Here is a 12,569-nt window from a genome sequence, read left to right as displayed (position 1 = left end):
CATAATCCGAGGCTCTTCGGGTGGTTAGCTCAGCGGTAGAGCACTGCCTTCACACGGCAGGGGTCACTGGTTCGATCCCAGTACTACCCACCAGATTCATGGGTATGTAGGAAGCCCGAAGAATAAAGGCCCTCAGGCGTTAGCCGAGGGCCTTTTTCTTTGCGTTTGCAAACCTCGCGAAATGCCCTTTTGGTGCGCGAGCGGTGCACCTCGAAAATCAGCCCCAGACAACGACGAACAACTGTCTGGAGCATCCAGTGGCATCAATCCTAAAGCGGGGAAACTATTGGGGCGCGTTCATACGTCGGCGCGGCTACCCCACCCAAACACGCACGTTCGACACAAAGGCTTTAGCCGAAGCTTGGGCACGGTGCATCGAGTCCGACATGGATCGAGGGACCTTTGTCGATAGAACGGAAGCGGAGCGCAACACGCTTGACGACCTCTTGAAGCGATACGCCAACGAGGTCTCGCCCCATAAGAAGAGCGGTGCGGGCGAAATCGAGCGGATAAAAAAACTGCGCGAAGACCTCATTTCACAATACAAAATCACTGCTCTATCGAGCAAGGTCATCGCGGACTACCGCGATCGCCGATTGGCCGGCGATGCAAAACGAAAACCGGTCACAGGATCGACTGTCAACCGTGAGCTAACGCTCATTGGGCATGTCCTCAATGTGGCGCGCAAGGAATGGGACGTCCACATAGATGTCAACCCGGTATCACTCATCCGTCGTCCGCGAGAAAACCGAGCTCGCACCCGTCGGCTGTCGCACGACGAAGAACAGCGACTGCTCGCAGAATTGGCAGCCAGTCCACGCGACGAAAACGGTCGCTTTGAACGCGGCGGCAGTCGAAACGACTGGGTACGACCGATCGTCATTATCGCGGTCGAAACCGCGATGCGACGAAGCGAAATCTTGTCGCTGCGCTGGTCCGACGTGTTTCTGGAGGATCGGTACGTCCGTCTGCACGATACGAAGAACGGTGAATCGAGGGACGTGCCACTATCGAGCCGCGCTGTGGCCACGTTGTCCGCCCTCCCCCGCCACATCACCGGCCGCGTCTTTCCCATCTCCGCCGATTCGCTGAAGAAGGTTTTCCTTCGTGCCTGTGAGCGCGCCCAACTCGACGACCTTCACTTCCACGATCTTCGCCGAGAGGCCTGCACGCGCCTCGCGGACCGCGTGGACAGTGTCCTGGAATTGGCCGCCATCACCGGCCACCGCACCCTCAACGTACTGCACCGGGTCTATTACAAGCCACGTGCCACTGATTTGGCCCGGAAACTTGGCTGAATCGACGCGAAAGCGGCGTGCTGACCGGCGGCTACCGGCCAGCACGCCTAACCACAACTCACCTGAACAAGAGAGGTGAAATCATGGCTGCATCCATTTTACCGGCCCACCCGCTGAACGGCCTGTCGCTCGATTGCGAACTGTCGATTGTCTTCGAAACAGAAGACCCATTTCGCATGCCTCTTGATCGATTGAAGACGCTGATCGAGCGCACCGAACCGGGCGAAATGAGGGGCTACCTGTTTGGCTTGTATGACTTGCGCCGCGCCGTCGTCTACGCAGGGGGGCACTGACGTGCATAACGCAAAAGGTCATTTCGCTCGGTCAACAATGCTACGGGAGGCGAGCATGAACGCTGCCTTTGCGTTTGCTGCGCTGATCGCGGTGTCACCGCTGGCAGTCGCCCAAACTTCGCCGTCTGACCCGTTGGGCGTCGAGCCGCCCGGCACGCCCCCAGACATCGTCGCGATCTGGGAGGGGTTCTACAACCAGCAGACCATGGAGGTGCAGGTTGTGAACGGCGTCTGCGTGGAAATTCCCATGACGCGGCGGCAGTGGTTCGCGCTGCATCGTGCGAGGTGACATGGAAACTAACCACTTCTTTCGCGTAATACGAGCGTTGCCACTCGCTCTGCGCCGACGCCGGGCTCGTGGTGTCTTGACGCGCGAGCAGTTCAGGGACGCCTGCTTGATTGCCCAGGTTTGTGTGCTCGTGCATTGCTTCCTGTGCGCTTCGCTTTGGTGGGCGCGCATCCATCACGGCAGGGGAAGCTGGTCGAATTGGCTCGGCGTCGCCGTGGCCGTCGCGTGGGTCATTTTTTTCTGGGGATTCCTGCTGAAGCAGGCGTACGAAGCACTCGAAAACGAAGTTGCGAGGGAGATCCGGCAATGAGCAGCAACCAATCGAAGACAAACGACCTCTCCCGTTGCTTCGCTCATGCAGGCCTATGCTCACGCCATCACGTTTCAATGAGCAAGGTCAAGCGAGCCGCAACCGCGGTGGTTATCACGCTGACATCGGCAACGTCCTTTGCGCAGTCGTCTGTGTCGATGGGGGACATTCAGAACGCGGCGAACAGAGGCGGCGACAAGTCGATGTCGCTGCTGGAGCTGGTCTACGGGTCGGTGGTACACAACCCGCTTGCGGCCGGTGGCGGGTCGGGAGGCATGATTGCGCAAATGTTCCTCGTGCTGAATTCGTGCATGCTCGCGGTCGGTGCGATTTGGGCCATGTATCACTTTGGTTCCGCGATGATAGCGACCGGGCAGGACGGTGAGTTCATGGGGCAGAAGAAATCGTCACCATGGTTCATCATCCGCTTGGGCGCGGGCTTCGCTGGCCTCGTTCCTATGTTCGGCGGCTACTGCGGCGCACAGATGGTGATGCTGTGGGGAACAATGCTCGGCGTGGGCATTGCGAACCTGTCGCTCGACGCGGCGGTTTCAGTGCTCAACAGCGGTGGCTCGATGATCGCAACGCCAGCTTCGCCGCAGGCCACCACACTGGCGAAAGCTCTCTTCGAAGCGAACCTTTGCGCGCAGGCGGCTAACACGGCGATCGCGAACATGCCGAACGACAGCGGCGTGTCCGTCGATCCGGCCGAGAATTTCACTGCTATCACGACGAACAACAAGGTCGTGCTCATGAACCAACGCGGACTTTCGTGCGGCGGGGCTGAGATCAACATTACACCACCACCGACGCTGCCATCGTATGACGGCATGGCCGTCTATTCGCTCGACCCCGGATCAATCTACTCGCAGATGCTCAGCTCACATCAAAGCGCGCTGAGCACGCTTCAGTCTACGTTGTCTGCTGCTGCGCAAGCTTACGTTTTATCCGTGAACGGACAGGCGCAGCCGGCAGATCCGCAGAACATCATCAATCAGGCTGCGCTCCAGTACCAGGCTACGATTTCGCAGGCGATATCGAATTCCTCGAACGCGATCAGCGGACTCGCGAGCGTGATTCAGTCAAACCTCCAACGCGACGGCTGGATCATGATGGGCGCGTGGTATCAAACCTTCGCCCAAGCGAACTCGCAAGTGACGACGCTCGCGAACGCGACGGCCGCCGCTGTGCCGGGCACTGATCCCGACAACATGCCGTACCCGCAGCTATACCGGAAGGTCAGCGCGACGTATACGCAGCAGAATCAGCAAGATGCGTCGGCGACTGCAGCGCAGAGTGCTGCAAATCTGTCCGGAAGTGGCATTACTGGCCTAGGGAACGCGAGGAGCGTTGTCAGTAAGATCTTCGATGGCCAAGGCATAGTGAAGTGGATGGTCAGCCTGAACTCAGGTCAAGGCCCCGGAGGCACGACGAACCCGCTGATCGGCATGAAGAACCTAGGTGACTATATCCTTGATGCCGGTTGGACTGCGCTCGCCGGCTATGCGGCGTTGGAAGGCTTAGCTGAAGCAAAGGAGACCAAAGCTGGAAAAATCGTGTCGGCCGCTGCCGATGTCGCTACCTGGGGCATGTCGGACGTCATTGCTGGCGCAGCAAAAGGGATTCTGAACGCACTCGCTCCGTTCATCGTGATCATGTGCATCACGTTGTTCTTCTTCGGCGCGATGCTGTCGATCTACATCCCGATGCTTCCGTTCATCATCTGGTTCAGCGGCGTTTTGTCATGGTATGCCGTTGTCGGCGAATCGATGGTCGCGTCACCACTTTGGGCAATGACGCATCTTGATGGCGAAGGTGAAGGGTTGGGACAAAGGCCGACGCACGGCTACATCTTCCTGCTAAACGTCATGTTCAGACCGGTCTTCATGGAAATCGGCTTCGTCTTGGCCGGAGCGGGCATCGTGGTCCTTGGAACGCTACTGAACTCGATGTTCGGCGTTGCCATGCAAAACGCCCAATATGATTCAACGACGGGCCTCGTGACCATCATCGGCTACATCGTCCTCTACGTTAGTATGTGCCAGACGCTGTGCAACAGTACGTTCAGTTTGATTCACATCGTGCCTGACCAGGTGTTCTCGTGGGTCGGTGGTCAGATGGCGTCGCGCATGCCGGAACTGGAGGATCGTGTGAATCGCCTATTCGGTGGGGGTGTTGGTCAAGGAGGCAACACCGCGCGTGGCCACGTGCCCTCAGTATTGGGGCTTGGGGGCGGCGATCCTCCGAACTCAACCGGCCCGCACGACGCCGGTCGAGACTTGGGGTAGGACATACCCGCCCATTTTGGGCGGGCTCGTTCTTCGGTAGCGCTACGCGGCGCGACGACCGCCGGAGGTGTCAGGAAGTTTGTGTGCTGAGGTCGGTTAAAAATCTCAGCTGATGGCGGCGGTGAATCGCTCGCCGAACAGGATGGCGAACTGATTGACTGCTTGCCGCCAAGTGATCGGTGGCATCTTCCAATCCTTTTCGATGTTGCGCAAGGCCAGGTACAGCAGTTTGCTTGCGGCTTCGTCGCTTGGGAAGTGACCTCGGTTCTTGACGATCTTACGCAACTGCATGTGCATGCTCTCGATCGCGTTGGTCGTGTATATGATTTTGCGTACTTCCGGCGGATAGGCGAAGAATGGGATGACTTGTTCCCATTGGCGCTGCCACATCGCGGCGACCGTTGGGAATTTCTTGCCCCATTCGCTTTGCGAGAAGGCTTGCAGCGCCGCCTCAGCGGCTTCGGCGGTGGCGGCCTGATAGATCGGCTTGAGCGCCGCAGCCAACGGCTTACGGTCCTTCCAGCTCGCCAGATTCAGCGAATTGCGGATCAGGTGCACGATGCATGTCTGGATCTGGGCGGCCGGATACACCGCTTCGATCGCCTCGGGGAAACCGCGCAAGCCATCGACGACGGCGATCAGGATGTCGTGCAAGCCGCGGTTCTTCAGTTCGTTGAAGACCTTCAGCCAGAACTTGGCGCCTTCGGTTTGCTCGATCCACAAACCCAGCACTTCCTTACGGCCGTCGGCCCGAATGCCCAGCGCGAGGTACACCGCCTTGTTCTTGACCGTGCCTTCGTCGCGAATCTTCAGCCGAAGTGCGTCGAAATACACGATCGGATACATCGCTTCGAGGGGGCGTTGCTGCCACTGTTCGACTTCGGCCAGCACCTCATCGGTGACGGTCGAAATCAGGTCGGGCGACACCTGTAGGCCATATAGCTCCAGCAAATGGCCTTGGATCTCGCGCACGCTCATGCCGCGCGCGTACATGCTGATGACGTGGTCATCAAAGCCTGGCAGCCGGCGTTGATATTTGCCCACTAGCTGCGGCTCGAACGTCGCCTGCCGATCGCGCGGAATGTCCAGATTCAGTTCGCCGTTGGGCGTGAGGACCGTCTTGGGGCTCGTACCGTTGCGGTGGTTGCCGGCCTTGCCTTGCTCAGCCTCGTTCTCCAGGTGATGCGTGAGCTCCGCTGCCAGCATGCGCTCAGCCAGTCGCTTCTTCAGTTGCCCGGCCAGGCCCGATTCGCCGAGAACCGACTCGGCATCCTTGTTCTGAATCTGCGCCAGCAATTGATCGATCAGTTCGTCAGGGAACAGCTTCGGCGCCTTCGGGTTCTTGCTCTTCTTGGTCACGGTTGCTTCGGTCATAGGACGTAATTTCCGTTATCGTCTCATGACCTCGGCACACTAAAATTCTGACAGGCTCCGACCGCCAGACACTACGGCATCGAATTGCTCATCAAACAGTCGCTGGCGGTTCTGCTGATCCGTCAAAAAGTGCGCCGAATCTATCTTCGCCAATTCTCGAATCGCAATTTCCTTGAGTGCTTTGTGGCCCGCGAGATTGGCTTGCGCAACCAGAAGTTGTTGCTCGAGCTTTCTCGCATAAGCCTTCCACTCCGCTGCGCTCCGCTCAGCAGCGAACGCCCTGCCAAGCGCTACCCCGTTATCGCTCATTCCCCGGCCCCTCGGATTTGATCTTGGCCCTTCAATATATCGGGAGTTCGCCGACCGTCGCAAGAGTCGTTTGTGCGCGAGGCGTCATCGCCGCCGCCGACAATCCGGCCTGCCTTCCGATCGAGATAAACGGGCTGAATACCGCGAAACTCTAGATCGCGAACGGCTCTGGCGACGGCGGCCTTCGCCCGCTCCAGAAACTCGGGGCTCATCATGAAACGACCCAATTTGTCGGGTGGCATGGCGTTTTCTCCTTTCATTACAAGCATACGCCAGCTGCCCCGACCCTCGAAAGGGTTGATTTCGCCCCCTGCACCGCGCAGGCGCGACCAAATAACCTCAATCGTAGGGCAGCCGCGAGCCGGTGACTTGCGTAACGACGCTAAAGGCCACGTTCTGCTAAAGGCCACGTTCTAATCGGTTCAGCTTTTTGGTTCGGCTTCAGACTGTGGCCTTTTTTGCCGATAACACCTGAGTTGGCCTGGTCATTAACAAGGAGCCGAAACGATGGTGTGGCACGTGTACGAATTCGAAAAGACCGATTCCAGCTTCCTTGGCATGTTTGATCTAAACGAATGGAAGGAGCGGCTGGGCGTAGATTCGGGGCAAGCGGCCGTCGAACTGATCGACGCCGAACTGGCGGATGCGCTGGATTCCGCCCGCGAAGCGGGATGGCGGGGCGAAGTGCAGGGCGAGCCGCACATTTTCGTCCTGCCCGCCGAACAGGATTTCCAGTTCGGCTTCGCGTGGAACGGCGCTGGCACGACCGTTCTGGCACCGCGTGCGCTGCCCTGGATGACGCCGAAACACGTTGCGCCCTCCTGACTGCCTCGTGGTTGCTGCGGACAATGCGTGAGGTTCTTTGGTGTTAGCGCCGGTGTAAAACCGACGCTAAACGACGGCGCAAGGTTGAGCGAATCACTCAAGAACAAAGGGGCCGCGTGGGCCCCTTTGTCGTCAATGACATCGATCAGAACGGCGGATCGCACTCGTTGAGCGGCAGCTCGTGTTGCCGGCGATCGTCACGTAGGACCCGCTGCATGTCGGGCAGATATCGGGCGCAAATCACTTCACGCAGGTCGTCGAGTAGCTCGAACACGGCGAGCGCCTGCTCGGGCGTCCAATCATCGGGCACGACGAAGCTCAGGCCGCGCGTTCGACCGGAAGGCAACAGCGGGGCTTTCATGATGTCTGCCCTCCCTTGGCCGATTTGCCGGGACTGCGCTGGCGGGCGCGTTTGTCAGCCCGCTCGCGAGCTTCTTTCAGGCGGTACGATTCGCCTTCGATCGAGATGACCTCGGCCAGATGCACCAGGCGATCGACGAGCGAGACGACGCAGGCAGCGTTGGGGAACACTTCGTGCCATTCGGCGAACGGTCGATTCGATGTCACGATCGTGCTGTTGTTCTGGTATCTGCGGCTGATCAGTTCGAACAGCAGATCCGCATGGCGATTCGAGTACGAGAGGTATCCGACCTCGTCGATTACAAGGACGTCGGGCGCAGCATAGCGACGCAGGCGCCGGCGCAGCGTTGAATCGCTATCGAGCGCGGCCAGTTCGCCCAGCATGTTGCCGGCGGTGGTGAACAGCACCGTATGCCCATGCACGAGCGCCTGATGCGCGATGTTCTTCGCTAGCGTCGACTTGCCCACGCCGTTCGGGCCGATGAGCACGACGTTGGCGGCGTCCTTCATGAACCCGAGCGTCATCAGATCCTCGATGGCGCCGCGATCACATCGTGACGGCCAAGCCCAATCGAAGTCGCATAGGGCTTTGAATCCACCCAGATGCGCTTCCTTGATGCGCCGCTCGAGCGAGCGACGGGCTCGCTCGTCTTCTTCCCACTGCACGAGCGGGGCGACCCACGGCTGCTGCGCAACTTCCGGCCAGTGGGCCAACAGCCCGTGCAAACGTAATTCCTGTGCGCGCGTACGCAATGATTCAAGCGAGCTCATCGGAGCCTCCGGCGAGTTGGTCGTAGGTGTCGAGCCGGTGTGGTCGAACCGGCGTGTCCTTCTGGCGTACGTGCGGTGGCAGACACACGGCAAGCGGCGGCGGTAGCTGCTGCTCTTCGCGGCGGCGCTCCAGCGCCAAGCGCACGGCGTTCGGGTGCGGAACGCCGCTTTCGAGCGCATCTCCGATTGCGGCCTGCAATTGCGCAGCGCCGTATCGTTCGAGCAGACGCAGCAACGCCGCCGTGATGGTGCCCAGATTCGCATTGCGTTCAGCCGCGCGGCGCAGCAGGTCTTGGCTAGCAGGGGCGGCTTTGGCCAAGCGATCCATTCCGCGATGATGCCGGGCCTCGCGTTTGACGCCGACGAGCGTCTCGATGTGAACGGGCTCTTCGATTTGCGCGCCGCGGTCGAAACTGCGAGCGTGGCGGGCAATGATCTCGGCGCCATCGAGCACACGTACCTGCTCGAGATCGGCGCGTATCGTGAGCGTGCGCCGCACGTGCGTGTGCGGGATCGAGTAGTCGTTCAGATCGAAGCGCACGTAGGGCGTCTTGCCGACTTTGACGGCGAGCGTTTCCTCGACGGGATACGGGTTCTCGGGCAGCGCAAGCAGCGTTGGCTGTTCTTGAGTAAATGCTTGGCGCACGCTGATCATGCGATCCTCCGGGCACGGGCGATCGGCCGCCTGCGTGCGGCACCAGTGCTCGGCTTGCGCATTCAGATCGTCCAGATCGGTGAACTGCCTGGCCGCGAAGAACGCGTCGCGGACATGTCGAATCGCACGCTCAACGCGGCCCTTCTCATTGCCGCGCGCAATGGCCACCGGCCTGGGCTCGAAGCGATAGTGCGCGGCGAAGGCGAGCAGCGTCGGATGGAAACGGATGGCCTCGCCCTGGCGTTCGAGCACGGCGCTCTTCAGGTTGTCGTAGAGGATGACCCTGCCGAGCCCGCCCCAGCAGGTGAAGGCGCCGATATGGCCGCGCAGGAAGTTCTCCATGCGCGCGTCGAGGAAGAACCGAAGATACAGATCGCGCGAGTATGAGAGCACCATCACGAAGGCCATCAAGGGCCGGCGCGCTCGGCCGATCTGCAAGTGACCGAAGTGCCCCCAATCGCATTGCATCTGTTCGCCGGGCAACGTGCGCAGCCGCAGGTACGCCTCGGCAGGCGGGCGCGGCCGGTGCAGCGAGATCAGATGCCGGAAGTGCGTGGGGCCGCCCTGATAGCCGCGCTCACGCACCATACCGTAAAGGCGACTGGCGGTGAGTGTCGGATACTTCTCGAGCGTCTGGCCAATGAACGGCAGATATGGCTCGATCATCGAAGAGCGCGGCGCCGATCCATGGCGCGGCAAGCCGGCCTGCGCGAGCACCCGTTTGACGGTGTCGCGATGCACGTGCAGTTGCCGCGCGATGGTGCCGCAGCGCCACTTCTCGACGTGATAGAGCCGCAGGATATGGGCTTCGAGTTCAGCGTCAATCGTCACCTTCAGAGCCTCCCCGCAATCGGTAGATGGAATGGAAAGCTCGACGGCGCAGCGGGCCAAGGCGTACGAACGGCGAACACGCATTGCCGCATAGGTGGCAATGCGTCGCCGTCGGCACTGATGCCGTGACGCGATGATGAGCGAAGGCGGCGCGCATCGACTCCGCAGCCAGTAGAGCACTGGACGCCGTCGCGAGTGAACCGTGATGCGTCACTTTATTGATTCGTGCCCGGTAACGCCGGGCGCGCTGCGCATGGGCGAGACGTCCACGGCGAGAGTGCTGGTAACGCTGGGCCGCTTCGCGCTGGCTCGCGCGGCGAGCCGCTTGCGCACAGCCGTTGGCGCAATAGATCTGGCCGCGATCACAGCGGCGACAAATGAACACCTGTGCCCGACAGCGGGCGCAAAGGAACAGGCGGCCCGTGGGCTGCTCTTGGCAATAGCCTTCGGTCATCGGCGCTCCGATCGAAACGCCGAAGACGAACGCATAGACAGGAGCGCGCCAGCCGTGGAATACTGCGGCTGCACGCGCTCCCTGTGTTAAAGCCCCTGGCTTTGCACGTTGACTTGTGTGGCGCGACTCCGGGGTTAACTTGGCGGTTTAGCCGGGGTCGCGTCGGTGGTTTCTTCGGCGCTGTGCCTTTCTACCGCAACCGCTTCCCGCCGTCATCTCCCAACGCGCTTTGCGCGTCTGCACTCGCCCTACGGGCTCCTTACGACGCGCAAAGCGTCGTCAATGCCCAGCGCAACCTTCCCTACACATCGCGCAATAAGATCCGGCCGCTCAGTGGCTCGATTCCGGAACGCCGTCGTTTAGTGTCGGATTTGGACCGGCGTTCACATTTGGTCGCGCCGCGCTGTTCGATGACGCCACAATTCCGGAAGCAGGAAGAAAGAGGCGCATTCGCCTAGACTTCACATTCCGATCCGAGTGAACCTGTTCGGTAACAGCACGCATTTTAATAATTCCAATAGTGCATCTTAAGAATGCGAAACTCAAAGAGATGAAATATATTTTTTATGCGCTCGCGATGGCCACCATCGCCTTTGATTTTTATCTTGGTCACGGAAATCCCAATAAAGCGTTATTTGTTTTCGGATGGGGGTCGGCTATGTGGCTAGTCGCATTTTTATATATTTGCGATTTTCTGCTCGCCATCGCGGGAAAAAATTCCTCGTACATGACTAAGTTCTACAGCGAAATCAAGACAGACCTTTTCGTGTCTATAATCTCAGGAGCCACCTTATGTATATTGCTGGCGCTGGCCCCAGGCAGTTACAGCCTTTCGAACTTAGACGTCGCCTTTTTTGGAATGCCATTTTTGGTTTACAGTATTTTTACATTCTCAGCCGCATCAAAGATCAAACTCGTAGGCGTTAAAATGTCTAAGAGGCTTGTATGGACACTTTATGCGCTAGTGGCGGGCTTCTACATTTACTTCGCCTACCTTCTTTACGAAATCAGCCATAATCAATTTTCTGCGGCCCAGTCACTTTGGACGCAAGTAACGATCGTTTGCGCTGCGATTTATGCATTCTTTGGTTCGAAATTTATAAAATATGTCCTCGAAGAGCAGCACTTCGAAGTTTCTCCATTTATTCTGGATTTGCTTGCAAACCTGAAATTTAGCACCGGGCTTTACCAAGATATCGCCAATGGCGCAAATGAATGGAATAAACAGGTGAAAATAAAAAAAGCTGAACAACGAAAGGAAATTAGCCAACGCCGTAAGAAAAAGAACCGGTAGCACTTGCGAAACGATGGCCGCTGCCGTTTCTATCAAGCGGAATACGTCGGAATCGACGCAAGTTCGACGCCGTTCGCCAAGCGTCTCTGGGGCATCATTGGCACAGGGAGGCGCTTGGCGAATGGCTGGACATTATGCGCGACGACTATCCGGCCACTCGGTCGATCTGCGTGTCGCTACCCGCTTCGACTTCTGAGGTTATTTGGTCGCGCCTCCTGCGCCCCTGTTCTTATCTCGCGTCAAGAGAGCCGCGCAGACACGGCCTCGACGGTACAGATGTCGCAAAAAGGACTGCGATACACGGGAGAGCGACAGGAGCGCCCACCGGACGTGCAGGTAGCTTCGGTCAAAGCGTCCACCGCAAGCCGACTCATGATTACGTATGACGTCATTTTTATAACGATCGAAAACTGCAGTCTGACATAAGCGCTATTATGTCTCGCCATTTTTCCGCACGACTGAAGTCGTCCGCACGCGCGTGAAACATCCGCATGCAAACCGCGTGGCCCCGTTTCCGGCGAGTGATTTGCCGGGGTGTGAAATTTCCGTCAAACACTCTAGAGAGCGAACGATCGACGGCCAAGTTGTTCGGTGTGGCCGCGCTACAATACCCGGCTGCGGCAGGCATCATCGGAGACTGCAGCGACTCTCACCCCGGAGCGAGCATGCGAACAACCCGTATCGAAGTGGCAGACATCGATGCTTTGGAACACCGCGTGCGCGAGATTAGGCACGGCCTGATTACGTTTGACGGGTGCATGCTCGCCGGGAAGACGGAACTGATGCGCGAGATAGCGCGTCGCCTCGCGGTGCAAGGGCTCGACCTCGATGATTTCGTCGAGCATCAGCAGGGCGTGTTTGTCGAAGCCCTACGGCCCCAAGAACTGACAGCCGCAATCGAGCAAACGCGTGCGAAATGCGGAATCGTCCTGCTGTCCGGCATTTGCATGCTCGAAGTCTTGGAGCGGATTGGGCGCGAGTCTAACCTGACCGTGTACGTTCAAGTGAACAACCAGGATGGCACACCCAACGACATCGACCTCATTGGAGCGGAAACCGGACGACGCCCAGACTTGATCGATTTTTTTGGCGAACTCGAGGACGAATGTTTCTCGTATCACGCACGGTATCGTCCCTGCCACGGCGCTGACGTGCTGTTCATCCGGCCTATGGGACAAGAGCGGTTGACCAGCATGACGCCGGAATACTAGCGCTAAC

The 12,569-nt window shown here is 58.9% G+C and carries 15 protein-coding genes and 1 tRNA gene; 9 read left to right on the top strand and 7 right to left on the bottom strand.

The window, feature by feature from the left end; all coding sequences use genetic code 11:
* Positions 1 to 18 precede the first annotated feature (18 nt).
* The 6 genes from ACR9ZC_RS12860 to ACR9ZC_RS12835 all read left to right on the top strand — a co-directional run bounded on the left by ACR9ZC_RS12860 (position 19) and on the right by ACR9ZC_RS12835 (position 4,478).
* Positions 19 to 93, top strand: a tRNA-Val gene (locus ACR9ZC_RS12860).
* A gap of 293 nt (positions 94 to 386) precedes the next feature.
* A complete protein-coding gene (locus ACR9ZC_RS12855; RefSeq protein WP_306440133.1) occupies positions 387 to 1,298 on the top strand; it encodes a site-specific integrase in 912 nt (303 codons plus the stop codon).
* Positions 1,299 to 1,381: 83 nt separating this feature from the next.
* Entirely contained in the window at positions 1,382 to 1,591 is a 210-nt protein-coding gene (locus ACR9ZC_RS12850; RefSeq protein WP_246183822.1) for a hypothetical protein, read from the top strand.
* 55 nt (positions 1,592 to 1,646) lie between these two features.
* Positions 1,647 to 1,880, top strand: coding sequence for a hypothetical protein (locus ACR9ZC_RS12845; RefSeq protein ID WP_481580565.1), 234 nt, complete (start codon positions 1,647 to 1,649; stop codon positions 1,878 to 1,880).
* A gap of 1 nt (position 1,881) precedes the next feature.
* The gene (locus ACR9ZC_RS12840; protein ID WP_150668167.1) at positions 1,882 to 2,190 is read left to right on the top strand and encodes a hypothetical protein; all 309 of its coding nucleotides are present in this window, start codon (positions 1,882 to 1,884) and stop codon (positions 2,188 to 2,190) included.
* 77 nt (positions 2,191 to 2,267) lie between these two features.
* Complete coding sequence (locus ACR9ZC_RS12835) at positions 2,268 to 4,478, top strand: DotA/TraY family protein (protein ID WP_481580564.1); 2,211 nt, start codon at positions 2,268 to 2,270, stop codon at positions 4,476 to 4,478.
* 105 nt (positions 4,479 to 4,583) lie between these two features.
* On the opposite strand, the gene ACR9ZC_RS12830 is transcribed toward ACR9ZC_RS12835, so the two are convergent.
* The 3 genes from ACR9ZC_RS12830 to ACR9ZC_RS12820 are packed head-to-tail and all read right to left on the bottom strand — an operon-like array spanning position 4,584 to position 6,403.
* Complete coding sequence (locus ACR9ZC_RS12830; RefSeq protein ID WP_481580563.1) at positions 4,584 to 5,852, bottom strand: IS256 family transposase; 1,269 nt, start codon at positions 5,850 to 5,852, stop codon at positions 4,584 to 4,586.
* Between the two features lie 39 nt (positions 5,853 to 5,891).
* Entirely contained in the window at positions 5,892 to 6,161 is a 270-nt protein-coding gene (locus ACR9ZC_RS12825) for a hypothetical protein (RefSeq protein ID WP_481580562.1), read from the bottom strand.
* On the bottom strand, positions 6,158 to 6,403 hold the full coding sequence (locus ACR9ZC_RS12820; protein WP_481580561.1) for a hypothetical protein: 246 nt from the start codon (positions 6,401 to 6,403) through the stop codon (positions 6,158 to 6,160). The genes ACR9ZC_RS12825 and ACR9ZC_RS12820 overlap by 4 nt, the downstream gene beginning before the upstream one ends.
* 277 nt (positions 6,404 to 6,680) lie before the next feature.
* Here ACR9ZC_RS12820 and ACR9ZC_RS12815 point away from each other — a divergent pair, with 277 nt between their 5' ends.
* A complete protein-coding gene (locus ACR9ZC_RS12815) occupies positions 6,681 to 6,986 on the top strand; it encodes a hypothetical protein (RefSeq protein ID WP_481580560.1) in 306 nt (101 codons plus the stop codon).
* Positions 6,987 to 7,131: 145 nt separating this feature from the next.
* On the opposite strand, the gene ACR9ZC_RS12810 is transcribed toward ACR9ZC_RS12815, so the two are convergent.
* Genes ACR9ZC_RS12810 through ACR9ZC_RS12795 form a run of 4 tightly spaced genes read right to left on the bottom strand, consistent with a single transcriptional unit; the run spans position 7,132 to position 10,057 of the window.
* The gene (locus ACR9ZC_RS12810) at positions 7,132 to 7,347 is read right to left on the bottom strand and encodes a hypothetical protein (RefSeq protein ID WP_481580380.1); all 216 of its coding nucleotides are present in this window, start codon (positions 7,345 to 7,347) and stop codon (positions 7,132 to 7,134) included.
* A complete protein-coding gene (istB, locus tag ACR9ZC_RS12805) occupies positions 7,344 to 8,117 on the bottom strand; it encodes an IS21-like element helper ATPase IstB (protein ID WP_481580381.1) in 774 nt (257 codons plus the stop codon). Before istB ends, ACR9ZC_RS12810 begins: the two co-directional genes overlap by 4 nt.
* Positions 8,104 to 9,603: an IS21 family transposase gene (gene istA, locus ACR9ZC_RS12800; protein ID WP_481580382.1), complete on the bottom strand. Its 1,500-nt coding sequence runs from the start codon at positions 9,601 to 9,603 to the stop codon at positions 8,104 to 8,106. Before istA ends, istB begins: the two co-directional genes overlap by 14 nt.
* Entirely contained in the window at positions 9,593 to 10,057 is a 465-nt protein-coding gene (locus ACR9ZC_RS12795) for a hypothetical protein (protein WP_481580383.1), read from the bottom strand. The genes istA and ACR9ZC_RS12795 overlap by 11 nt, the downstream gene beginning before the upstream one ends.
* A gap of 550 nt (positions 10,058 to 10,607) precedes the next feature.
* Here ACR9ZC_RS12795 and ACR9ZC_RS12790 point away from each other — a divergent pair.
* Positions 10,608 to 11,351 (top strand): hypothetical protein, encoded by a 744-nt coding sequence (locus ACR9ZC_RS12790; RefSeq protein ID WP_481580559.1) that lies wholly within the window; start codon positions 10,608 to 10,610, stop codon positions 11,349 to 11,351.
* Positions 11,352 to 12,016: 665 nt separating this feature from the next.
* Positions 12,017 to 12,562 (top strand): hypothetical protein, encoded by a 546-nt coding sequence (locus tag ACR9ZC_RS12785; protein ID WP_481580558.1) that lies wholly within the window; start codon positions 12,017 to 12,019, stop codon positions 12,560 to 12,562.
* The last annotated feature ends 7 nt before the right edge of the window (positions 12,563 to 12,569 follow it).

It is taken from the genome of Trinickia sp. HAY1-2D, from assembly GCF_056754935.1.
The sequence above is the reverse complement of the archived record's forward strand: the minus strand, read 5'-3'. Positions and strand labels throughout refer to the sequence as shown.